General features: G+C 50.0%; 26 protein-coding genes and 2 pseudogenes. 9 read left to right on the forward strand and 19 right to left on the reverse strand.

Translation table 11 applies throughout. The features are described 5' to 3' along the window. Positions 1–134: 134 nt before the first annotated feature. Entirely contained in the window at positions 135–617 is a 483-nt protein-coding gene (locus ACFPB1_RS22505) for a YkgB family protein (RefSeq protein WP_379228375.1), read from the forward strand. Positions 618–1020: 403 nt separating this feature from the next. Here the strand turns inward: ACFPB1_RS22505 and ACFPB1_RS22510 are convergent, their stop codons facing one another. The 7 genes from ACFPB1_RS22510 to ACFPB1_RS22540 form a co-directional block, all read right to left on the reverse strand. Continuing rightward, complete coding sequence (locus ACFPB1_RS22510) at positions 1021–1488, reverse strand: DoxX family membrane protein (protein ID WP_379228376.1); 468 nt, start codon at positions 1486–1488, stop codon at positions 1021–1023. 2 nt (positions 1489–1490) lie between these two features. Then, a complete protein-coding gene (locus ACFPB1_RS22515; RefSeq protein WP_379228377.1) occupies positions 1491–2024 on the reverse strand; it encodes a DM13 domain-containing protein in 534 nt (177 codons plus the stop codon). A gap of 250 nt (positions 2025–2274) precedes the next feature. Beyond that, complete coding sequence (locus tag ACFPB1_RS22520; RefSeq protein ID WP_379228378.1) at positions 2275–2973, reverse strand: Crp/Fnr family transcriptional regulator; 699 nt, start codon at positions 2971–2973, stop codon at positions 2275–2277. Further along, positions 2966–3202 carry a glutaredoxin family protein gene (locus tag ACFPB1_RS22525; protein ID WP_379228379.1) on the reverse strand — a complete coding sequence of 79 codons (237 nt, stop codon included), beginning with the start codon at positions 3200–3202 and terminating at the stop codon, positions 2966–2968. The genes ACFPB1_RS22520 and ACFPB1_RS22525 overlap by 8 nt, the downstream gene beginning before the upstream one ends. Before the next feature lie 141 nt (positions 3203–3343). Further along, entirely contained in the window at positions 3344–3697 is a 354-nt protein-coding gene (locus ACFPB1_RS22530) for a DsrE family protein (protein WP_379228380.1), read from the reverse strand. Positions 3698–3868: 171 nt separating this feature from the next. Further along, complete coding sequence (locus ACFPB1_RS22535) at positions 3869–4507, reverse strand: FMN-dependent NADH-azoreductase (RefSeq protein WP_379228382.1); 639 nt, start codon at positions 4505–4507, stop codon at positions 3869–3871. 49 nt (positions 4508–4556) lie between these two features. Next, a complete protein-coding gene (locus tag ACFPB1_RS22540) occupies positions 4557–5228 on the reverse strand; it encodes an NAD(P)H-dependent oxidoreductase (protein WP_379228383.1) in 672 nt (223 codons plus the stop codon). 379 nt (positions 5229–5607) lie between these two features. Here ACFPB1_RS22540 and ACFPB1_RS22545 point away from each other — a divergent pair, with 379 nt between their 5' ends. Then, complete coding sequence (locus tag ACFPB1_RS22545) at positions 5608–5946, forward strand: MmcQ/YjbR family DNA-binding protein (protein WP_379228385.1); 339 nt, start codon at positions 5608–5610, stop codon at positions 5944–5946. Between the two features lie 403 nt (positions 5947–6349). Here the strand turns inward: ACFPB1_RS22545 and ACFPB1_RS22550 are convergent, their stop codons facing one another. The 8 genes and pseudogenes from ACFPB1_RS22550 to ACFPB1_RS22585 form a co-directional block, all read right to left on the reverse strand. Continuing rightward, positions 6350–6958 carry a thioredoxin family protein gene (locus tag ACFPB1_RS22550; protein WP_379228386.1) on the reverse strand — a complete coding sequence of 203 codons (609 nt, stop codon included), beginning with the start codon at positions 6956–6958 and terminating at the stop codon, positions 6350–6352. 163 nt (positions 6959–7121) lie between these two features. Further along, positions 7122–8231, reverse strand: coding sequence for a GerAB/ArcD/ProY family transporter (locus ACFPB1_RS22555; RefSeq protein WP_379228387.1), 1110 nt, complete (start codon positions 8229–8231; stop codon positions 7122–7124). A gap of 39 nt (positions 8232–8270) precedes the next feature. Beyond that, entirely contained in the window at positions 8271–9383 is a 1113-nt protein-coding gene (locus ACFPB1_RS22560) for a Ger(x)C family spore germination protein (protein WP_379228388.1), read from the reverse strand. Between the two features lie 19 nt (positions 9384–9402). Continuing rightward, the gene (locus ACFPB1_RS22565; protein ID WP_379228389.1) at positions 9403–10887 is read right to left on the reverse strand and encodes a spore germination protein; all 1485 of its coding nucleotides are present in this window, start codon (positions 10885–10887) and stop codon (positions 9403–9405) included. A gap of 299 nt (positions 10888–11186) precedes the next feature. After that, positions 11187–12125, reverse strand: a complete 939-nt coding sequence (gene trxB / locus ACFPB1_RS22570) for a thioredoxin-disulfide reductase (RefSeq protein ID WP_379228390.1) — start codon at positions 12123–12125, stop codon at positions 11187–11189. 84 nt (positions 12126–12209) lie between these two features. After that, positions 12210–13172 (reverse strand): annotated as a pseudogene (locus ACFPB1_RS22575) (MFS transporter); the annotation flags it as partial. A gap of 210 nt (positions 13173–13382) precedes the next feature. Further along, positions 13383–13694, reverse strand: coding sequence for a thioredoxin (gene trxA / locus ACFPB1_RS22580; RefSeq protein ID WP_379228391.1), 312 nt, complete (start codon positions 13692–13694; stop codon positions 13383–13385). Between the two features lie 123 nt (positions 13695–13817). Next, positions 13818–14171 (reverse strand): DsrE family protein, encoded by a 354-nt coding sequence (locus tag ACFPB1_RS22585; RefSeq protein ID WP_379228392.1) that lies wholly within the window; start codon positions 14169–14171, stop codon positions 13818–13820. Positions 14172–14324: 153 nt separating this feature from the next. On the opposite strand from ACFPB1_RS22585, the pseudogene ACFPB1_RS22590 reads away from it, so the two are divergent. From ACFPB1_RS22590 to ACFPB1_RS22615, 6 genes and pseudogenes are all read left to right on the forward strand, one after another. After that, a pseudogene (locus tag ACFPB1_RS22590) lies at positions 14325–14501 on the forward strand (IS4 family transposase); the annotation flags it as partial. Positions 14502–14668: 167 nt separating this feature from the next. Further along, positions 14669–14797, forward strand: a complete 129-nt coding sequence (locus ACFPB1_RS22595; protein ID WP_379228394.1) for a hypothetical protein — start codon at positions 14669–14671, stop codon at positions 14795–14797. A gap of 55 nt (positions 14798–14852) precedes the next feature. After that, positions 14853–16208: a cytochrome ubiquinol oxidase subunit I gene (locus tag ACFPB1_RS22600; RefSeq protein WP_379228395.1), complete on the forward strand. Its 1356-nt coding sequence runs from the start codon at positions 14853–14855 to the stop codon at positions 16206–16208. Continuing rightward, the gene (locus tag ACFPB1_RS22605; protein WP_379228396.1) at positions 16205–17230 is read left to right on the forward strand and encodes a cytochrome d ubiquinol oxidase subunit II; all 1026 of its coding nucleotides are present in this window, start codon (positions 16205–16207) and stop codon (positions 17228–17230) included. Before ACFPB1_RS22600 ends, ACFPB1_RS22605 begins: the two co-directional genes overlap by 4 nt. Positions 17231–17253: 23 nt before the next feature. Beyond that, complete coding sequence (gene cydS, locus ACFPB1_RS22610) at positions 17254–17358, forward strand: cytochrome bd oxidase small subunit CydS (protein ID WP_417623640.1); 105 nt, start codon at positions 17254–17256, stop codon at positions 17356–17358. Between the two features lie 112 nt (positions 17359–17470). Beyond that, positions 17471–17623: a DUF6254 family protein gene (locus ACFPB1_RS22615; protein WP_379228397.1), complete on the forward strand. Its 153-nt coding sequence runs from the start codon at positions 17471–17473 to the stop codon at positions 17621–17623. Between the two features lie 67 nt (positions 17624–17690). On the opposite strand, the gene ACFPB1_RS22620 is transcribed toward ACFPB1_RS22615, so the two are convergent. After that, entirely contained in the window at positions 17691–18770 is a 1080-nt protein-coding gene (locus tag ACFPB1_RS22620; protein WP_379228398.1) for a Gfo/Idh/MocA family protein, read from the reverse strand. Between the two features lie 296 nt (positions 18771–19066). Here ACFPB1_RS22620 and ACFPB1_RS22625 point away from each other — a divergent pair, with 296 nt between their 5' ends. Further along, the gene (locus ACFPB1_RS22625; protein ID WP_379228399.1) at positions 19067–19855 is read left to right on the forward strand and encodes a helix-turn-helix domain-containing protein; all 789 of its coding nucleotides are present in this window, start codon (positions 19067–19069) and stop codon (positions 19853–19855) included. Positions 19856–19928: 73 nt separating this feature from the next. Here ACFPB1_RS22625 and ACFPB1_RS22630 read toward each other — a convergent pair whose 3' ends face one another. The 3 genes from ACFPB1_RS22630 to pnpS all read right to left on the reverse strand — a co-directional run bounded on the left by ACFPB1_RS22630 (position 19929) and on the right by pnpS (position 23504). Continuing rightward, the gene (locus ACFPB1_RS22630; RefSeq protein ID WP_379228400.1) at positions 19929–20693 is read right to left on the reverse strand and encodes a sugar phosphate isomerase/epimerase family protein; all 765 of its coding nucleotides are present in this window, start codon (positions 20691–20693) and stop codon (positions 19929–19931) included. Positions 20694–20853: 160 nt separating this feature from the next. Further along, the gene (locus ACFPB1_RS22635; protein WP_379228401.1) at positions 20854–21573 is read right to left on the reverse strand and encodes a response regulator transcription factor; all 720 of its coding nucleotides are present in this window, start codon (positions 21571–21573) and stop codon (positions 20854–20856) included. A gap of 110 nt (positions 21574–21683) precedes the next feature. After that, positions 21684–23504, reverse strand: coding sequence for a two-component system histidine kinase PnpS (gene pnpS / locus ACFPB1_RS22640; RefSeq protein WP_379228402.1), 1821 nt, complete (start codon positions 23502–23504; stop codon positions 21684–21686). Positions 23505–23514 lie beyond the last annotated feature (10 nt).

The following is a 23514-nucleotide window of genomic DNA, read 5'->3' on the forward strand; positions in this document are numbered from 1 at the left end:
CCGCAACCGGCACCTACAGAAAAATATGTCACAGCTACATGCTTTCTCCATCTCTCGAAATGGTGGATGGTTGAAAATCTAAGAACGAGTGAGAAAACGTGAGAAAACATTAAATTATAGTGGGAGGAAAAATAATGTCCAAGTCGAATCGGGCTTTTGGTCAACATTTTGAATCGATCGGAATCAAGTGCCTGTTTATCGCTTTAGCGATTGTTTACATTTGGATTGGCGGGATGAAGTTTACGGCTTATGAGGCAAACGGGATCTCACCGCTTGTCAGCAACAGCCCGTTTATGGGGTGGCTTTACGATGCGATGTCGATCCGTACGTTCTCTTCGCTCCTCGGGGTTCTGGAGATTCTCGTCGGTCTTCTCCTGCTCGGCCGTTTTGTGTCCGCCAGGCTGTCGGCTGTCGGAGCGGCGCTCTCCTGCATTCTGTTTGTGACCACGATCAGCTTCATGTTTTCCACACCGGGCGTTATTGAACCGAGCCTTGGTTTTCCGGCTCTCTCTGCGTTTCCGGGACAATTTCTAGCGAAGGATATTGTCCTGCTGGCCGCTTCGGTATTCACCCTCGGTGAGTCGCTAAAAACAGCTCGCAGTACAACAATTCAATGAATCCGTACCCAGTGGCAGCAAACAGGAGAAAATAACGGATTTTTCACTTTTGGGGCCTCTCCATGCCTGAAGCGATTTGTCACCGCTCGATCGCGTTAAGTTTCGGGAGGGGTTAGATAATAAGCTAACAAAAATGGATCCGCTGTGACGCAATGTCATTAAGTTAAAGCCTAACTCAAATGACATTGCGCTGTGGCGGATCCATTTTATATGCTCACAACATAGCAGTTATATAGTTACAGCCGGTAGATTTATGGTCACGGACTTATATTTTTCTGCGGTCCAGCTCTACCACGAGCAATGATTCCAAAAAGGAAAGCGCCTCTTGCCGAATCTGGAAACGCCCTCCACCGAGTGATATCCAATATGAGCACTCCTCCTTCCCCTGTATCGGTGATGCCCATTAAACATTTGGGCTTTCGGCCTTCTTCCTCAATAAGCTCGCCGCCCGGTCCAAACTCCAGTACAGCGTGTCTTTTCTGAAAAGAATCAGCAGCATGCCGATTGCCAGTTGAGTCGGATAAATGTAAACCATGTCAGACAACACATAATTGATGTCCATGAAGAAACCGGTAAGAAGGGCGGGTAGCGTCAGCAAACCCAGCACAAGTCCGATACCTACCAGTAGCTCTCCCCAAGGAATAAGGATGTTGTACAACTGCGGATAAGGCGCTGCAGTGGTTGCGATAAACGATTTGTACCAGTGAGGCGAATCCGTATTGCCCGCGATGGACGGAAAAAGTCCGGCGATGTTGAAGTGTGCGGTTATTTTAAACCACCCCTGCATTATCCATTGAATGCCGAAAGCCATTCGGACAAGCGAGCAGACCATTCCGAAGACTGTCCCGCTCCTCACTTTAGCGGTACTCATGCTCATAACTCAAGCGATGCCTTGCCGAAGATGACGTGCGCTTTCTGGCAGTAAATCAGGACGGTATCGTACTTGGACAGATCTTCCTTGGTTACATCGAAGGTTTGCTCCGCGCTTTTCAAGTCGATTTTGCCGATTTCGGTGCCGTTAGCCGCATCATTGCCATTTGCCAGGTATACATGCAGGTCTGGCCCCTCAGATACGCTGAAATTGCTAAGCTTCAACTGTCCATTTTCGATGACGGCGGTGCCGGCTGCTTTCATCTCGTTTTGGCCTTCGAAGGTTCCCATCAGCTTCACTTCGGAAGCGTCGGCTGCCGTCATGTCATCACGCGAAGACATATTTCCGGAAGCGGCCGCCATGTCGTCGCCCGAATCCGCCGTTCCCGCCGTCATATCGCTTGAAGTTGAATTTCCGGCTGTAGTACTGCTGCTAGAGGAGCCATTACTTGCGGGCGTACCCGCCTTGCCGCAAGCTGCCAATGCAAGGGATAAAACGACGATAATACCAGCCGACAGAAAAACGTTTTTTTTCATTTTTGTTAATCTCCATTCGTTTTGTTTTTGGAATGGACTCAGTATAGCATGCAGGTTATTGAGAATGGCTTACCGTTCCCTCAACATTTCCTTACATTAAAAAGACCGATTGGCACAGCCAAGACTTTTTTCGTAAGGGTTCCGTAATAACCGTTCCGGCTGAACGGGACCCATCGGCATACGATCGGCGGCTCACGCATCGGGAATGTGAATATAAGAGGAATCTGCGCTCTGTAATCCCTCGTTATTGTTAAAACTCAGCAGGATTCAAGTATGCTCTGATTTTTTGCGAATGAACCGAGATCTGCATTCGACCGGTTCGTAGGATGCCTTTTTGGGACAAGTCTTTCAAAATCGTGGTTACCGATTCCCGCGTTACGCCAACCATATTGGCAATTTCTTGGTGGGTCAAAGGAAAATCGATTTTGACGAATTCGTCGTTTTCCGTACCGAACTGCTGGGATAATTTAAGCATCAAATGTAGCACGCGATCTTCGATATTACCGATGGCCAGCTTTTCAAGTAGCTCCTCTTTCTCCTTCAGCTGATTGCTTAAAACCTTCAGAAATCGCATAGCCAGCTCCGGTCTTTTCAGGAGGAACTTTTCGAAATGCTCGCGCAGAACGGAGCAGATCAAGGTCTCTTCGATCGTTTCGATGTACATGTCATGCGTTCCGAACGATAAGGAGTCGATTTCGCCGAACATATTGCCGATTCCCAGGATCGCAGTCGTAAACTGCTTGCCTTCGGCATTCACTTTGTACATCCGGAGCTTGCCTGTTTTTACGAAAAACAAGCCGTCGCGATGATGTTCAGGAGTTTGAATAAGCGTGCCTTTGGGAACTGCATTAAAATGGGTCAACGGCGCCATCATATCGATTTCCTTAAAATCCTCCGGTGAGAGAGAGTCAAAAATGCTGATTCTCGATAAATACCAAAGCTTATCCATGCGATTTCAATGCCTCCTTCAATTTCTGACGGTCAAACGAATGAAGTACGTGCGTACCGGCTACGATGAACGGCGTCGCGATACCACCGAGACGAAGCAATTCGGCGAAAGCCGCCTTATCGGTTCCGACGTCCTTGTATTGGTAGGAAATTCCTTCCCGATGAAAGAACTTTATGGCTTCGGCGCATGCGGCGCAATGATCGGCTCCATACAATACGACATTCTTCATTTCCATCTCCTCCTTGCTCCTGTTGAGGCAACGAAATGATTTGATTTTCTCTGCCTCCAAGCGAAAGGGAAAACGGGCTGATCAAGGTGTCTTGACCAGCCCATCTTCCTGTTGTCAAACGGTGTTTACGCCGCTTCGAAATTAAAGGGTGATGATTTGGTAATCGTCCGCAATCAAGTTCGCTATGCTGAGGTGTCCTACTGCATCGGCGAAAGTCGGGAGGCCGGCGGATTTGGCATCCTCGGTCACGCCGAATACGTTCGCACAGAAATTGCAAACTCCGGCGATGAGGCCCAGGCCTTTAGCGGCTTTGTAAAGGGGATTGAACATGTGGGATGGATCCTCCAGCGTTTTAATCCAGGTCGTACCTTGGCCGTCGAAATAAATTTTGACATCGAAATCAGCCTCGTGCAGCTCTTGGCCATACAGCAGGGCATGAGACACTCTTCCCCCTTCATTCTCCGTGGCGTGTACGATAATCGCTACTTTTTTCATAAAAGAACACTCCTTATTTTTGTGATTCGTATTTCATGTGTTTATCTAAACCGGAAGGAGATGAATCCTTCTGCGAAATAGTTCACATTAATAGTTCCTTCCGGCGACGACGAGCAGTACTCCGCTCTCGGAAACAGCGCCACGAGCCGAAGGGCGAAATCGGCATCGTGATTAAAAAGTTATCGCATGCTTTTCTGCATCCGATATACCCTTGCGAATAATTTCATCTGCTCGCTCACGGTCAAAATCATGTCCTTCCACATATAAAACTTCTACATTATGAATACCCATAATGTTAAGCACTTGTTTTAAATACGGGTGACTATGATCCATTTTCGTTAAAGGTCCTTGCGAGTAAATACCGCCGCTAACTTGAATATGAAAAGCTTTTTTACCTACTAAATGTCCGACAGGACCATTTTCGGTGTAATGAAATGTTTTTCCGGCCACCGCAATGGAATCGATAAATTCTTTTAATCGTGGTGGAATACTCCAATTCCACATAGGAGATACAAATACGTATTTATCAGCGCTCGTTACTCGATCTATAAATTGATTTAAAGCATTCATTTTTTGCTGTTCGGCTTGACTCAACTCTGAAAATGGCATTCCCCTTCGACGCATTTTCTCCCAACCATTAAGGATGTCGCGGTCCACGGTTGGAAATTTCTCTTCATATACATTTATTTCCCGAATCTCATCATTTGCATGAGTTTCGCAATAAGCTTTAAGAAAAGCTTGTCCTACTCGATGACCAACTGAGCTTTCAATAGATTTTGGATTAGCAGTAATGTATAGAACTTGTGCCATGTTAAATCAAACGCTCCCTTTTCTAAGATGGAGAAATATCATCTTACGTTTATCGCCACTCGACAATCTCATCGAGATGTTGTCTTGTTTGTGGACGTTTGGGATCCTTTTGACGATATCCGAAAGCAGCCATACAGGCTACGCCGAAATCGTCGCCGTTAATGATACCCTCGTTTTGTAAAATAGCGGTCACTAGCTTCCTGTCAAATCCTTCGATCGGACTGGAATCAATATCGATTTGAGCCGCGGCTGTCATCATGTTTCCCAATGCGATATAGGTTTGTCTGATTGACCATTCAAAAATGAGGCGGTTATTATCTTCGAGTTCTGTTTCGACGAAGGATTTGTAGAAGTCGTACCAATCTTTCACGACTTCTTCGGGCATATGATGAATGTCTCTCCACATTTTGTTCACGTGAACCGAGTCAGGCCGTAAGCCTCCTTCTCTTCTGGCCAATAAAACGACAAAATGGCTGGCAGTGGGCAGTTGTCCCGTGGCACCGCCAGATACAGGTTTTAATTTTTCGCGAAGAGCTTCATTCTGGATTACGACAAACTTCCACGGCTCGAAGCCAAATGAACTTGGAGACAATCTTCCTGTCTCCAAAATAAAGTTAAAATCTTCAGCCGAAATCTTTTTGTTGGTATCAAATGCCTTGCAAGCATGTCTGAACTGGTAAGCTTTTAAAATTTCTTGTTTTTTACTCTCCGTTGCTATCATGTGGAATCAACCTTCTTTTCTATTAAATGTGAATCTGAAGTTCCTCAATCATTTGAACGATCTTGATCTGCGTTTTGTTAGCTCATCGTTCTGAAACCTCCGATAACATGTGATAGCATGATTATAAATCCAATTTAAGCCGGAGTTCTGTAAAGTCGATTACAGTTCTCCATGTGGGCGAAGGCCCCTATTTGGAACGCAAATCAAGAATAACCGAGAATTCATATTTCAGAATAGGATAGAGAACTGTAAACTACCTCACAGAGCAACGCTTTATTTGGATTTATAATCAAGCTATAGCTGGAATCAGCCGCACATTGGTTAAGGCCAATTCGACCGACAGATCAAGATCGTTTATTTACTAAGGAGATGAGCCGGTTTGAAAAATAATTTCATTGAATACTGTCTAAACAAAAAAGAAGCGATTAAGGATTATCCGTCGGGACCCGATCCAATCGCGATAAAAATTGCAGGTAAACTATTCGCGCTATTCTTTGAGAAAAAAGGATACTTGGTCCTAAAATGTAACCCGGTGATTGCGGAAAACTTGAGAGAGCAGCATGAGGACGTTCAACCGGGGTATCATATGAACAAACAGCACTGGAATACCATTATTCTCGAGGGTTCTTTACCGGAGTCGTTAATCTTTGAAATGATCGACCACTCTTACGATTTGGTTGTTAAAAGCCTTCCTAAGAGCATCCGGGAGTCTATTTAGTTTTACAGTTATTGGATATCTGGCTGCAAACCTGTTTCCTCATAACGAAGGCTGCGCTCCCATATTTCAGGGCAGGAATGGGCAGATTCGCGTAAACCGGACTTCTTCATTTCCACGAAACCAGCCGTCCTCACCCCTATTGAACAAGAAGATCGCCGGGCATCCGTAAAATAAAGACGATAGCTAGCCCTTTCCTTCCATTATCGAGCAAAACGACAGTCCCGCTTTCCTAATTGGAAGCGGGTTTTATTACCGTTGAATAGCGACAAATAAATAAAGGAATACGATAACCGAAGGCAGTCATAACCGAGTTGGTAAAGTGTCCGACCTCCAGCAGCCCTTCCCTGTCCAACAGCTGGTTCATTTTCTCGATGTTAAAGCCTTCGATCGGACATGAGTAAATTCACGAAGAAAAGGTAGTAAACAACTCTCTTAATTCACGAAGGATAACATCCTGATATTCGTTGCTAACTTGATAGAGCTCGCCGATCTCCCGATAAGTTTGGTTCAATTTCTCCTTATAATCGGGTTTCTGTTTATCTGGATTGTTCTTTTTAAACCGATTCATCACGGCTTGAATATAGGCTGGACGCGCTCCCCATCTGCCTAGAACATCTCCGGACGCATTCAAGAAAACCGCGATCGGCTGATTTCGCCCGCCATCTGTGAGAAAGAGATCCATGGTTTCTAGATGCTCTTCCATGAGCAGCACTTCAGTCGGAATGCGGCTCTGCTCCATCACTCGAAACAGTAAGGGGACATTCCAGATGACGTCCGGGCACCAATCTGTGCATAGAATCAAACAGTGCAGGTCGGACCGATTGTTCAAAGCGGTAAAGAATACTTTCTGATCTTCTTGCGCCCATGAGAAATTCTCGTAAATGGAGATGAACTGCTCTTTGGTATTCAAGATGTTGCTGGTTTCCATCGTACGATTCTGCATACCATCCATGAATTGTTGAGGCGGAATCCCTTGACCGATTTTGTGTTTTAAGTTCAAACGTGCTTCCATTTCTTCACGCACCTCTACATTATTTTGTGATATTCATTACTATTTTAATTTACCACCCAATTGTTTTATGATCTGTAAGCCAGATTACAACAATGCCTTGTCCCGTTTGTGACTATTTAGTAAACAACCTGGCTGAATATCATCCATCCGTTTGCGGATGGTATCACCTGTGGGACTTCCCCTTATTCCAACTTTTCCTTACCTGTGTGATTACGAATATAATCGGGATATATCCATAAATAAAATAAAATCCGACGTCTGAATAAAACTCGGACGTCCATCGAAATATGGCACGGTCCTTCAGAGAATATTCTAATATCAGAAATCCAACCAGAAAGGCAAGCAAGCTCACACGCGGTTTGATCCGAAAAATGGCTTTCATGCCACGGCATGACGCCCATAAGCTTAAAGATATGCCCGATAAATTTTTTAGCAGCCACAATGAAATCGCTAGATATTCTATTCTCTGGAACACTGGTCCCTCAACAATCTTGAGCATATTAAGCGTTGGCCAAGAGATTTCGCGCAGCTGCCCTTCACTGAAATACATAAACGTTATAATGATTACCATTAAATACATGAATGTAACAAAGAGCACCATCACATGTGCCCACTTTTGAGATTTAGCCGGTGATTTAATGAATGGGTAAAAGAGCAGAAGAGCTTCAAATCCCAGGAACTGATAAAGCATGCTTTTCGAAGAGAGCAAGATGTCGGTTATGGAGTGGTTAAAAAGAGGCATCAAGTTTAACGGATGTGCATACGGCAAAACTGACAAATTCTCTGGAATAATAAAAATAAGTGTCATTAGAAATCCCAAAAAACTTAGTCCGGTAACGGTCCGAAACCCGCCTGAAATGGTATAGTATATTAACGCTGCCAAAAGGGTGCTTAAAGGTAGGATTTTTATCGATGGAAAATTCCAGACTTGAATAACTTCAATATAGGCTTCGAATTCAATATAAGCTCCGAGAAAAAAATAAAGAACGATTGCGAAATTGATTATGTTCCCTGCGATTTTCCCGAAACATGTATGGTTGATTGCGGTTACATCTAAGCCTTCTTGATTAGAACGGAAAATTTTATAAATCATCCATACGATTAAATGAATGCTGATCCCCGCTAAAACAACAGAAATATAGGCATTATATCCGGCATGTTCGGCCACTTTACGTTGGAAATTCAAAACTCCGACCCCGACCATACTGACATACATGAGAGGAACAATGAAGAAGGGAGATATTAAGTATTTTTCGTCAACAGCATTGTTCATTTACGAATCTCCTCACTAAACCATACTTCCAAACATCATTCAAGCATTACCAGTATCTCCTATTTCAACCTGTACATTTACTGTTGTTTGTATTTCTTGATAAATTTTTTCAAAATCTTGGGCACTCCATTCTTTAGACCGACTTCTTACTAAGTCGCCCAAGCCGACTGGATCAACCTGGTTCTCTTTCAGTAGTGAAAGGAATTTTTCAATTTCTTTTTTTAAATAAGAACCCATCCTTTTTTCAAGCTGTGTAAGCTGCTCTTCCGATCTCAAATCCACTCCATCCGGGACATTCTGAAGTTCCGTCACCAATTTCAACCGAATTGAAATAGAAGGGATTGAATGAACGTTGTTCACAGTGTAGTTTACCTTTGAATGCATGCTTCTTAATAAAATAAAATCTTCACCCTGATTGTTTGATGCTGTTCCTGCAAGTGGAACCCTGTAACTTCCACTCTTCGAGTTCTGAATAAGCATTTTTAATAAGAACGCGTCCTTCATGCTAATTTCGGTGATCATTCGATCACTTCTAAATAAAGCCAGACCACCGATTTTCACTTCTCCGTGACCGCCGCTTCCCGCTGCTCCTTCTCGCCCAATTTTAAAATACGGCAAAAACATGTCTCGTCCTTCACCATAATAATTAAACAAGGATACATGAAGGTTCATTAACGGTAAATTCCCGGTTTTTATGTTTTGCTCAATCATATCCGACAAATAAAACGGTTCTTGCGTTTTTGTGGTCATTTCCAACAGTTCCGAAGCGTCCCGCTCCACGATTCCAAGCTGAAGCCGCGATGAAAATTTAGGGTCGCGGAGTAAATGATGGATGACAGCCCCAATCCCTTTTTCTGCGCTCGTTTTTCCGAATAACACCAACCTTGCCTGTCCATTTTCAAGGGGATCATTTGTCTGCGCATTTAGTTGCGGCAGAGAAATATAAGAGTTGGATGCCGTATGTAAAACTTCTAGATCTGTTTTTCCCTGTTCTTTAAAGTGAGAAATTAGAACAGCGGTTTTTTTGCCATTCGCAATGGTATCAAAGCTAATTGCATGGATAAGACAAATCTGGTTCACAATTTTTTGATCGGAACAAGCCGATAAAACTGTACATAAAATAATAATGGGGAAAATTTTATTTCTATACATAATGTCCCTCTTTCATGTTTCATTCTTCATCAAGGTCATTTTTCTGTTTAACTGGTTTAGGTACATACCTAACCGTAGATTGCGGTCTTAAATGTTGAGGTCTTTTATTCAGAATTTGAAAAGGCGAGCGTATAAAACTGTCTTTAAATGACATAATCCTAAAGGGGAAAATCGGAACAGCGTAAGGAAAGCCTAATGATTTTAAACGCATAACATGGACGAACACAAACCCCACCCCGATAAAGATGCCAATCCCCCCCCATATCGCTGACAGAAAGATGAAAGGAAAGCGTAAAAATCGTATCGTATTTGACATCTTATAGATCGGTGTCGTAAATGAAGCTAAAGCCGATAGCGCGACAAGAATTAATAAAATATTACTGGTTAAAGCTGCTTGGACCGCAGCTTGACCGATAACGATTCCTCCGACAATACCCAAGGTTTGGCCTATTTTTGTCGGTAATCTCGCCCCAGCCTCCCGAAGAAATTCAATGGTTATTTCTAAAAAAAGTACTTCAAAGAAGGGCGGAAATGGAACGTTTTGTCTGGAAAAAATAAGGGGACCAAGCAAATCTTTTGGAATGACTTCATAATGGTATGTAGTTATAGCCACGTACATTGATGTGCTAAACAGCGAAAAAATGACTCCAAAGATTCGAATCATTCGAAAAAACGAACCTAATACCCATGGCAAATAATAATCTTCCGCGGAAATAAAAAAATCAAACAATGTAGAGGGTCCCGTAACAAAATAAGGGGATCCATCGCTAATGACCGCGACTTGCCCGTTAATAAGTGAATACACCACTCGGTCCCTGCGTTCCGTGGATACAAACAATGGAAATGGCGTCAAGGAATTGTCTGACATCATTTGGTCCAGTACAGACGAATCAAACACGACGTCGTAATCAATATCAGTTAGCCTTTGCTTAACAACTTGGATATTCTGTTCATTTGTCACCCCATCGATATAAATGATTGCGACTTTTGTTTTTGAAGTTGTTCCAACGATAATTTCTTTTATAATCAAGTTTGGGAGATTGATTTGTTTTCTTAACAAACCGATGTTTGTATCCAGGTCCTCTATGAAACCGACCTTAGGGCCGACGACGCTAAACTCGTTTTCCGTATCATTGTTTACTCGCAATCCTTGATTGTCGGCTAAATTAACCAATGCACACTTTTGATCGTTTTCATGAAGTTGTACGATCGCATAACCTTTCATTAGTTTGGATTGAATAGTTGTTAACTCATCCGTAATCTCTATATCATTAATGGGAATCAAGGCCATAATATCCTCGATGTCCTTGATTTCGGAATCCAATGAACGGTTTTGCACCACATGAATCAAATGTTGCTGCATCCACTTCGCATCTATTAAGGTACTATAATAGAAAATACTCATTTCTTGTTGTTTACCAAGTAATATCACAGTAGTCTTAAAGTCACTCGATTGCCCGGATAATGTTAATAATTGATCGAGGTTTTTAAGTACTGTTTTCATTGCGACTAAATCCCTCCTTGCTAAAGTCTCCGAGTGTTCTTGGCACGATGTTATTTTTAGTAAAAAGTTCCTTTTTTATACATCGACGGAATCGCTGATTAAGTACTCAGGCGGCTATGGGAAAAAGCGTTGTGGTATCCATGCGGCAAGCCCCCTACTTGAAATGCAAATCATGAATAAGCGAAACCACCTAGTATTGGGGCACAAATAAAAGAGATCATTCGAACATACGGAATTCGTATGTTCGAATGATCTCTAATAAATTCTTTCCTAAAGTATCCATACATCGTACTCTTTCTTTACTTGATTATCCTATTGGATGTTTCCTCCAAAAAACGTTCGCAATCCATCGCAGCAATTGCTCCGCTGCCTGCCGAAGTAATCGCTTGCCGGTAATGCGGATCCTGTACATCACCGCAAGCGAATACGCCTGGAATACTGGCTTCCGATGTTCTCGGCTTTATAATCAAGTATCCTTGTCTATCGGTCAGAAGTTGTCCGTCAAGAAACTCGGTATTCGGATGATGGCCAATCGCTACGAATATTCCATCCGCTTCAAAGATTTCCTCGTCGCCGGTTTGGTTATCACGCACTTTAAGTCCAGAAACACCTTTCTCGCCCGGGATAACCTCGAGCGGTGTCCGATCTAAACTCCATTCGATTTTTTCATTTTGCCGAGCTCGCTCCTGCATGATTTGAGAAGCTTTCAGTTGGTTTCTTCTGTGCACGACACGGACTTCTTTCGCGAACCTCGTCAAGAAATGAGCTTCTTCCATCGCGGAATCGCCTCCGCCTACAACGATTACCTTTTTGCCTCGAAAGAAGAAGCCGTCGCATGTAGCGCAAGTGCTCACGCCTCTTCCGATATAATCATTCTCGTTCGGTATGTGAAGCAAATTCGCGGTAGCCCCTGTCGAGAGGATGACGCTCTCGGAGATCAGAGTCTCACCGGATTCCAAGAATAAACGAAACGGACGGCTCTGCAGATCGACTCGGCTCACTCGACCAGATTTAAACTTGGCTCCGAATCGCTCCGCTTGCTTTCGCATATTATCCATCAGATCTGTTCCTAAAATGCCGTCAGGAAAGCCGGGGAAGTTTTCAACTTCAGTTGTCGTAGTCAGTTGTCCGCCGGGTTGGGTACCTTCGATAACAAGAGGCTCCAGATTTGCCCTTGCCAGGTAGATCGCTGCAGTTAACCCAGCTGGGCCGGTACCGATTACAATTGTTTTGTACATGTTAAGCAACTCCTTTAAATTATGTAAAATAGTATTGCAAAAAATATATTTGGATAAAATGCACATGTCGATTATACCGCCCGCTCATCCGTCAGGATTGTAAAGCCTGCGAACCAGCCTTGGATGGAAGATCTTCCGCCTGAGTCTGCGTTCCGTTTCTGGCAGCATAGTACCGAGCAAACCCAACATGTAGAGAACCACCAGGGAAGCGAGAACATTCAGGAGGATCAGAGACACGTACAAGTTAAATAAATAGCTTAGGAGACCGACTCCTAAGATGAGAACAATAAATCCGATGTAACCCGCAAAGTAATAAGTCGTTATCACCTTAGCCCGCTCCGATGCATTCGGAAGCTCGCCGGCCAGTCGCAAGCTGATCTGGAACGTCCAACCGCTGCCAAACGCCTGAACGAGCACCCCGATCCACATTAGGCTTATGCTTCCCGATGTCCCGGAGAAAACGACAAGCCAGGCTCCGCAAGCCAATAAAGCGATACCGATCCTAAGGCGAACGACTGGCTGTTTGAACCAAGGCAGCATTTGAATCATCGTACCGCCACCCATAAGCAGTAGAATTAGGAGACCGGATACGGCAAGGTTGGAAGTGTGAATCACATTTTTCACGAATGAAGGAACCAAGGAGAGAACGGTTCCGTTCAAGGTAAACAACGTGAAAACGGGCAGCGCACTAAACGACCAAAAATGAGGCTTAATGTCGTTAGACACCCCAAGCGAGATCGGTGCCGCTCGACGGCGTTCCTTCCGGGCTTGATAATCCTCGTCCTGCAACGTTTCCAGACTGGCCACAGCGCTCAGCAACAGAATGGTTAAAAGCCAAAACGGTGCGCGAAGCGGCATCAGATGCACATACTGAATGATCAAACCGGCCAAGGCAGGTCCTAGACTGAAACCAAAGGAAACGGCCATGCCCGATAACAGAATCGCCTTGCCCGCTTTCTCTTTTGACGTTTGCTTCAGTAAGAACGCGACAGCGGTTCCTGTAAAGCTTCCATAAGCGACTCCTTCCAACATTCTCGCCCCATAAACGAGCCAGGCCTGCTGGCTTTATTGCTCTTTTTACTGAGGTCCGGATGGCATTCGCCGTACCGGTCCTCTATCATTACTTGCCCAAAAGGTCTACCGCCCTGTTCACCTGACTGCTTCCCGGAAGCGATCCCCGATTTCTGAACCCCTACAACAGCGAACGGAGACTCTTACCTTCCAAAGAAGGAGGTATGCATTCCCCGGCAAGGACAATTATATTTGTCCTTGGATTTTGTTTTTCAACGCGTCTCTGGACTGCAGACCAACCGTTTTGTCGACAGGCTGGCCGTCTTTGAAGATGATCAGCGTAGGGATGGACATGACGCCGAATTGAGAAGCCAGCTCAGGCTCTTCATCAACGTTGACTTTGCCGATCGTTGCTGCGCCAGCGAGTTCGCCGGACAGCTCATCTACGATTGGAAGCTGCATTTTGCAAGGACCACACCATGGTGCCCAGAAATCAACAAGCGTTACGCCACTCTCGATGCTTTGGTTAAAGTTTTCTTTCGTCAATACTTGTGTCATGGTTAATTATCCTCTCTACAATTAAGTTCAATTCCTTGATTTGACCCAGGACGTCGGAAATCGGAATGCCGCCAAAGTAAGCTTCAAACTGCTTCTCCGCCTTGCAGAAAATCCTCTTCGAAATTAAAGGGTGATGATTTGGTAATCGTCCGCAATCAAGTTCGCTATGCTGAGGTGTCCTTCTGCATCGGCGAAAGTCGGGAGGCCGGCGGATTTGGCATCCTCGGTCACGCCGAATACGTTCGCACAGAAATTGCAAACTCCGGCGATGAGACCCAGCCCTTTAGCGGCTTTGTAAAGGGGATTGAACATGTGGGATGGATCCTCCAGCGTTTTGACCCAGGTCGTACCTTGGCCGTCGAAATAAATTTTGACATCGAAATTAGCCTCGTGCAGCTCTTGGCCATACAGCAGGGCATGAGACACTCTTCCCCCTTCATTCTCCGTGGCGTGTACGATAATCGCTACTTTTTTCATTAATTGAACACTCCTTATTTATGTGATTCGTATTTCATGTGTTTATCTTAACTGGAAGGAGACGAATACTTCTGCGAAATAGTTCACATTAGGGATTTGATTTTTCGGATTGTGCCTTATGTATAGATAGGGGTTAAGCTGGCTTCCATACGGATTGAGACCTTTTTCTAAGTAACCAAAAGCTACTTGAAACTATGAACCGAGTTTCAATGCCGTTCTATTGATATGCTGATCAGCCATACAACCGTCGTATTTAACCGCTACTTGGTGATGGAATTGGAGCGAAGGCAGACCGGGCATTCACGTACGCTCGGTGGCCTGTTTTTCTTACTCCTTAATGGTTTTTTGATCTCTTTGTCGATATTGTGAAATAAATCACAATATTCATCTCTCCGTCACATATATTGTGAAATAAATCACAACAGTCGTTTATAATAGCCTTATACAGGTTAACGTTACCAGTACCCGCCAATTCCGAACAGAGGGAAGGGATCCGCATGGCCCGAGAACCGCGTTCCGGGAATAAACCCAACCGCATCGCCAAACAAGAAAAACGACTGATCGCACTATGTATCTTCGTCGCTGCCGTCATGCTGCTGTCCCTGTCCCGTTATCTGTTCGAATAACGAGCATGGCGCAGCGAAATTATCATTATCAAAACCAAGCTTGGGAGGGATCATGATGCTGCTTAGCGGTTACGATCCGGTCATGTACAGCCGGATGCTCACGGGTCTTACGCTTGCGTTTCATATTATCTTCGCGACGATCGGCGTCGGCGTGCCCCTGATGATTGCGCTTGCCGAATGGATCGGCATAAAGCGAGGCGACGACCATTACCTGCTCCTTGCCCGCAGATGGGCGCGCGGCTTCGTCATTACGGTCGCCGTCGGCGTCGTGACGGGCACGGCCATCGGGCTGCAGCTCAGCCTGCTCTGGCCGACCTTCATGCGGGTCGCGGGGCAATCGATCGCCCTGCCGTTGTTCATGGAGACGTTCGCCTTCTTCTTCGAGGCGATTTTCCTCGGCATTTATCTATACACCTGGGAACGGTTTAAGAAAAGAACGACGCATCTGCTGCTGCTCATCCCGGTCGTCCTCGGCTCATCCGCGTCAGCCTGCTTCATTACCATCGTCAATGCGTTCATGAACGCGCCGGCAGGCATCAAGGTCGAGGGCGGCAGAATCGTCGACATCTCCCCGTTCGGCGCCATGCTGAGCCCCGCCATGCCGACGAAGGTGTCGCACGTGCTCGTCACCGCCTATGTGACCTGCGCTTTCGTGCTGGCCGCGATCGCCGCGTGGTCGCTCTTGAAAGGGCGCGATCACGTCTATTATAAGAAGGCGCTCAAGCTAACCATGACGTCCGCCTTCGTCTTCATCCTCGCGAGCGCGGTCATCGGCGACCTGTCAGGCAAGTATCTGGCCAAGTACCAGCCGGAGAAGCTTGCGGCGATGGAATGGCACTTCGATACGACGAAGCAGGCGCCGCTCGTGCTCGGCGGCATTTTGACGGACGACAACGAAATCAAGTACGGCCTCAAAATCCCGTTCGCGCTTAGTATTCTCGCCCATGGGCTGCCCAATGCGGAAGTGACCGGCCTGAACGACATTCCCGAAGACGAACACCCACCGCTCTTCATCCACTACTTGTTCGACTTGAAGATGGCGTTCGTGGCCGTCATGGTCGTCGTCTCCGGTGCCTTCATGCTGCTGCTCTACCGCAAGCGGGACGCGGTCTTCCGGAACAAGTGGCTGCTCCGCGGCATCATTCTGGCGGCACCGCTCGCGATGGCCACGATCGAGCACGGCTGGATCTTCTCCGAGATCGGCCGCCAGCCATGGCTGCTCCGCGGCATCATGCGCACGTCGGAAGGCGCGACGACGTCGGAGCACGTCGACACGATGCTCGTCGTATTCGCCCTGCTGTACGTCGTCCTCGGCATCTCCGCGGTCACGGTGCTCATCCGCATGTTCCGCAGCAACCGGGCGGAAGACGAAATCGCCGCGAAAGGCTTCAAAGGAGGCGACGAGCGATGAGCTATGAGCTGCTCGGCATTACCGTGCTATGGACGTTCCTGTTCGGCTATCTGATCATCGCCTCCATCGACTTCGGCGCCGGCTTCTTCAATTACTACAGCGCCGTCACCGGCAAGCAGCATTTAATCAACGGCATCATCCAGCGGTACCTCTCGCCGGTCTGGGAAGTGACGAATGTGTTCCTGGTCTTCTTCTTCGTCGGCATCGTCGGCTTCTTCCCGGACACAGCGTATTACTACGGCACCGCCCTGCTCGTGCCGGGAAGCGTCGCGATTATTCTGCTCGCGATCCGCGGTTCCTATTACGCGTTCAACACGTACGGGACGAACAAGAACAATCGCTTCTCCCTGTTCCTCTATGGCGCGAGCGGCCTGCTGATTCCCGCCTCGCTGTCGACGGTCATGACGATCTCGGAAGGCGGCTACATCGCGGAGCATGCCTCCGGCAAGCTGACATTCCTGTACGGCAAGCTGTTCTCGTCGACGTATTCGTGGACGGTCGTGCTGCTCGCGCTCGTCAGCGTGCTGTACATCTCGGCGATGTTCCTCAGCTACTACGCCGACCGGGCAAATGACCGCGGCGCGTTCGAGGTCGTCCGCAAATACGCGCTCGCCTGGAGCGGCCCGACGATTCTGAGCAGCCTGCTCGTCTTCTTCGCGATTCGCCGGCACAATCCGGTCCATTTCGAGCAAATGGAGCATTACGCCTGGATGTTCGTCCTGTCATTCGCCTGCTTCCTCGTAGCCGTGTACCGCGTCTGGACGCGCAAGCGGCTCGGCCTTGCGTTCGTCTTCGTCATGCTGCAGTTCGGCTTCGCCTTCTACGGCTACGGCGCTGGCCATATGCCGTACGTGCTGTATCCGTACTTGACGATCCACGATAACTTCACGAGCGAGCCGATGGCGATCGCGCTTATCGCGGTGTTCCTGCTCGGCCTGCTGCTGCTCGTGCCGTCGCTGTACCTGCTCATGCGCCTGTTCCTGTTCGATACGAAGTACGTGCAGGGCAAGCGGGGCAAATAACCGATTTGGAGGAGACCGCCATGATCGAAAAGTTCCTTATCTTCGTCGCCCCGTTCCTGGTCCTGTTGCTGTCCGTCGGATTCCTGTTCTGGTGGGGCGCGCGCAAGCCGAAGACGGACCGCGCGTGATGAACCGGCGCGCTTCCGCGCACACTAAGGCATGCCGCCGTCGCCGCAGCGGCAGCGCCAAGACGACGCTGCGGTCCGCGCGGACACCCAAGCAAGCAAAGGAGCGCGCGCTATGACGTCACCGAAGAACCGCCGCGAGAACGCGTGGAAGAGCCGCAAGCAGAACCAGAAGCCGCACGGCGAGGTCAAGTCGCTCGCCGAGCTGTCCGACGAAAGTTCCTCCGGCGTCGCCGGCTACGTGAACGCCCGCACGGACGGCGACTGACCGACGGACGCACCAAAAAAGCCCAAGGCGCAATCGCCTTGGGCTTCTTCTTTCGGCAGGGCCGATCCTATTCGAAATAAACCGCTTTACCCGTTGCGGACGACTCGTAGATGGCTTCCAGGATTTCGGAAACGACGAGCGCCTGCTCCGGTTTAACGAACGTTTCTTTGTCGTTCAGCACGGCATCGATCCACCAAGCTGCTTCCAGTACTTCGGCCGACTCGCTAGCGCCTTCGTAGAAGGCGACGCCGCCGCTGTTCAGCTCGATGTTCTTGACGTACAGACGGCTGTTCTCTTCGCCGTTGATGCGAAGGCCGTTCTTCATGTCGGCGCCGGCTTTCGTGCCGCTCAGGGACACTTTCGCTTCGTCGACTTCCAGCGTGTTCAGCGCCCAGCTGGACTCGAGGATGACGGTTGCGCCGTTCTTCATCGTGATCATCGCGAATGCGGAATCTTCGACCGTGAACTTCGCCGGATCCCAAGGACCCCAAGCGTTTGCGGCATTCTCGGTTTGGGACAGCTTGTGGTACGCACGGCCGAGAACGACCTGCGGCTCGTAGTTGTCCATCATCCAGAGAACGAGGTCAAGCGCGTGCGTGCCGATATCGATCAGCGGGCCGCCGCCTTGTTTTTCTTCGTCCAGGAATACGCCCCACGTCGGAACGGCGCGGCGGCGAATCGCGTGCGCTTTCGCGAAGTAGATCTCGCCTAGCTCACCAGCGTCGACCGCTTGCTTCAGGTAGCGGCTGTCAGCGCGGTAACGGTTGTTGTAGCCGATGCTGAGTTTTTTGCCGGTGCGCTTAGCGGCTTCCAGCATTTTGCGGGCGTCAGCTGCCGTTTTGGCCATCGGCTTCTCGCACAGTACGTGCTTGCCGGCTTCCAGCGCGTCGATGGAGATGACGGCGTGGGAATCGTTCGGCGTGCAGACGTGGATGACGTCGATGGACGCGTCCTTCAGCATTTCTTTGTAGTCCGTATATACTTTAGACTCTTCGTTGCCGTATTTTTCTTTCGCTTGCTCGGCTTTCTCAACGATGATATCGCAGAAAGCCACGATTTCGGCTTCTTTCACTTTCGCCAAGCTTGGGAGATGTTTGCCGTTAGCGATACCGCCGCAGCCGATAATACCTACGCGAGCCTTTGCCATTAAATTTCTACCTCCATAAGTCGGGAAATGATATACTTTGTAGTATGCGCGCCGACGTACCGTCCTGCACCCGGGGTTCCAGCCGCCGAGCTTCCGCATTGCCGGCTTCCGTGCCGGGACGCATGCTAGAATCAGTATAGTGCAAAACTTGTCTAAAAATATAGGCGCTTTAATGGCCTGCTTTTATGTGATTTTGCTGTCGAAGGGATGGTACCGTGGAATTCTACAATGAGAAGGTCGTTTATGAAAACCCTCTATTGTCGATAAAAGTGTTTCAAGCCCAACGGAATAGCGACTTGTTCATCAATTGGCATTACCATCGGGAAATCGAACTGCTGCTCGTCCTGAGCGGCGAGCTCGACCTCAATATCGAGGAAGAAGCCGTGCGTCTGGGCAGCGGCGATATCGCGCTCATCGGCTCCCGGCAGCTGCACCGCGACCGCAGCGTGAGCAATCCCGTCGATTACATCGTGCTGCAATTCGACCTGGAGCAGTTTATCGACCAGAGCTCCATGCCGTACATGCGGTACTTCTCGGAAACCAAGAACCCGCTTAGCCGCGCGAACTATATCTTCCGCGACAACGAAGCCGCCCGCGCCGAAGCTTCCGCCTGCATTACCGAGATTTACCGGGAGGTCACCGCCAAGCAAAACGGCTACGAGCTCGCCGTCAGCATGCTGATCAAGAAGATGCTGCTGCTGCTCATCCGCAACGACGCGAAGCGCGTGCTGGCGGACCACGAGGATTTCGACCGCGCGCGCCTGCGCAGCGTCATCGATTACGTGGAGGAGCACCTCACCGACCGCATACAGGTCGAGGAAGTGTCCAAGCTGGCTAACATGAGCTATTACTATTTCGTCAAATTTTTCAAGAAGGCGATTGGCCTGTCCTTCACCGAATACGTCAATTACCGCAAGATCAAGTGGGCGGAACGGATCCTGCTCACGAAGGATCTGAGCATCTCCGAGGTCGGGGACCGGATCGGCATGCCGAACATGGCGCACTTTTATAAAATGTTCAAAAAATACAACGACTGCTCGCCGAAACAGTTCCAGAAAAAAATGCTCGAATGGAACCGGACCTAAAGCCGAAGGCTTTTTCGCACTACCCGCTCCGGGTTCGTCGAACGGCCCCCGAGAGGGCTCTCCTAAGTCCGCGCTAGCCGAAATGGCGTTTCATGAACGCCAGGCCCGCTTCGAGCTCCCGCGCCGGATCGTTCACCGTGCACTCCGCCGAGATGGTCCCGCCATAGCCGGCCGCCTTCAACCGGGCGGCAAATTCGCCGTACGGGTATCCCCCCGTGCCGGGCGACAGCCGGCCCGTATCCGCCACATGAACGTGCGCCAGCCACTCCCGGTTCCGCTCCATCGTCTCGAGCGCCTCGCCTTCCTCGTCCATATGGTAAAAATCGGCCAGCACGCGGATCGCGGGCCGGTTGATTTGTCTCGCCAGACCGACCGCTTCATCCACGCTGTTCACGATATTGGATTCCTTCCGATTAAGCGGCTCGACCGCGAGCGTCAAGCCAGATCCTTGAAATTCGTCCGCGATCGTATCCAGCGTCCGCAGCAGCTGCTCCTCGCCCCGCGCGCGCTCCCAGCCTTCCGGCAGGCTGCGCGACCTGCCGCTGCCCAGCACGACCGTACGCGCGCCGATCCGGTTCAGCGCCTCGGCCGTCCCATGCACGTACCGCTTCACCCGTTCCGCGTCGCGCTCCGGGCCGACGAGCTTCAAGTCCCCGGGGAAGAAAAGGCTGAACACGCTTACGGGAAGCGGGCTTTCCAGATACGCGGGCAGCGCTTGGCGGCAGGCCTCCGGATTCTCCACGTTCAGCGACACCACCGTGCATTCGATATAGTCGAAGCCCAGCTGCCGCATCCGCTCCGCGTCCTCGATGCCCCTGCACCATCCATAGGAAATCATGTCCCGACACCTCCTAGAGTATGTACACCGCCCATCGTACCACTAATTGGCAATCCGCAGTAGACGGAAATAGAACGCGTTTCTATAAAATCATGACAAAATCGCCCATAAAAAAGCGACCACACACACAAAAAGACCATACGCAAAAAAACCCGAATCATCAATTCGATGATCCGAGCTTCTTGGGCATGACGAGCTTATAGCCGACGCCGCGGATGGATTCGATCTCGACCGATTGCTGGCCGAGCTCCAGCTTCTTGCGCAGAGAGCTGACGTGCACGTCGACCGTCCGCTGGCCGCCGATGTAGTCGAAGCCCCAGACGACGTTCATGAGATCGTCGCGGGTAATGACCATGCCCGGGCGCTGGACGAGGTACAGCAGCACCTCGAATTCCTTCGGCCGCAGCGGCACCGTCTCGCCGTTCAGGATGACTTCGTAGCGTTCCGGATAAATCGACAGATCGCCGGCCGTAATGACCTTGTCCGTCGACTCCGTCACCTTGGTCTCGTCGTTCCCCGTCCGGCGCAGCACCGCGGATACGCGGGCCAGCAGCTCCGCGACGCCGAACGGCTTCGTCATGTAATCGTCCGCGCCGCGCTTCAGCCCCTGCACGACTTCCTCTTCCGCGTTCCGCGCGGTAAGCACGATGACGGGCGTACGGTTGCCGTTCTGGCGCAGGCGGGACAAAATTTCAAACCCGTTCATGCCGGGCAGCATTATATCCAAAATAATTAAATCGAACGAACGCTGCAGCGCCACCTGCAAGCCTTCCGCTCCATGGTCGATCACGGTCGTATCGTAGCCTTCTTGCGACAGGTTGTACGAAAGCAGTCTTGCCAATGTCGGCTCGTCCTCGATGACCAACACTTTTTGTGTCATGTTGACCCCCCGGCTGCCACGCTGATTCCAATCAACATGGGTTTCACGTTCTATTTCACTATCATAGCATTGTTTTCGCCATAGGGTAAACCCCCGGGCCGGTCCGCCCGCTACTGCAGCACGGGAAGCTCGATGGTGAAGGTCGACCCGATGCCGACCCGGCTCTCGACGGTAATCGTGCCTTTGTGCAGCTCCACCAGATGCTTGACGATGGAGAGCCCGAGGCCCGTGCCGCCGGAGCTCCGCGACCTGGCCTTGTCGACGCGGTAGAACCGCTCGAAGATGCGCGGCAGGTCCTTCTTCGGAATGCCCATCCCCGTGTCGGAGATATGGATGCGGATATGCTCGTAATTCTCCTGGCCATCCTCGTCGAGCGACAGGTTCGGGTCATGCACGGGCTCTACCGTAATCGACACGCTGCCGCCCTCCGACGTGTACGCGATGCCGTTGGCCAGCAGATTCATGACGATCTGCCGCAGCCGGTCCTCGTCCGCCTCCACGTAGAGCCCCGCTTCGACATTCGCCGAGACGCGGATCTGCTTGCGCACCGCCTCGGCGCCCATCAGCTCGATGGTCTTGTACACGAACGAGGACAGCTCGATCGGCGAGAACTGCAGCGGCACGCGGCGGGATTCGATCTTGGACAGCTCCAGGATATCGCCGATCAGCCGGTTGAGCCGGTCGCTCTCGTCGTAGATGATCTGCAGGAACGACCGCGCGAGCTCGGGATCGTCGACCGCCCCGCCGAGCAGCGTCTCGGCGAAGCCCTTGACCGCCGTCACCGGCGTCTTCAGCTCGTGCGACACGTTCGCCACGAATTCGCTGCGCATCCGCTCGAGCCTGCGGATCGCCGTGACGTCCTGCAGGACCAAGAGCACGCCGCCGAACTCCCCGTTATGCTCGTTATCCTCGAAGATCGGCACCAGGTTAAGATCAAGCAGCCGCTCCTCCGGAAAATAAAACGTCACCTCGTCGCGCAAATGCTCTTTGCGCTCGAGCGCCTCCTGAATAATCTGCGACAGCTCGTACTGCTGCTTCGCCGAGGCGTAGTGCTGGCCGACGAGCTCGCTCGCGGAGAAACCGAGCACTTCCTCCGCCCTCCGGTTCAGCAGCACGATCTTGCCGCTCGCGTCGATCATGACGACGCCGTTGATCATGTTGTCGAGCACGCTCGCGAGCTGCTGCTCGTTCTGGTGAATCCGCGTCATCTGCACCTGCAGCCCTTCGGCCATCGCGTTGATCGCCTGGCCGAGCTCGCCGATCTCGTCGTTGCTCTTGACGGCGACCCGCGCGCGGTAATCCAGGTTCTTAATCCGCTTCGACACCTTCGTGATCTGCTCGAGCGGACGGGTCAGCCCGCGCGCCACGCGGTAGCTGATCAGCGCCGCGAGGGCGAAGAGCACGACCAGTCCGAGCAGCAGCGCCGCCCAGATGCGCTTCACGCTCTCGTCCGCCTTCTCCAGGCTGAGCGCGAGCCGGATGATATCCGAATTCGGATCGTCCGGATGCACCCTCATCGCCACGTACAGCAGATTCTGCTTGATCGTGTCGCTGTAGCGGGTCGTCCGGCCGATGCCGTCCTTCTTCGCCTCCAGCACTTCCTTGCGCGTCGAATGGTTGTCCATCGTGCGCGGATCGTGATCGGAATCGCCCAGCACGACGCCGTCGCTGCGGATGAAGGTGATGCGGGTATCCGTAATGTCCTTCAGATGATTCGCTTCATCGGTGTAATAGTCGTACAGGGCGTCCGGGCTGCCCTGCTTCCATTCCATTTGGTCCAGGATGATTCGCATTTCCCGCACCATGTTGTCCTGCAGCGCCTCCAGGTGATTGTCCCGATAGGTCTTGCCCATGAATAGTCCTGCGGCCAGTACCGCGAGTCCGATCATCGCGATCAGAATCAGGGTCAGCCGCGTGCGAAAGCTGCTCATTGCTCTGTCT

This window comes from Paenibacillus sp. GCM10023250, from assembly GCF_042653205.1.
In the GTDB taxonomy this organism is placed as follows: domain Bacteria; phylum Bacillota; class Bacilli; order Paenibacillales; family Paenibacillaceae; genus Paenibacillus_Z.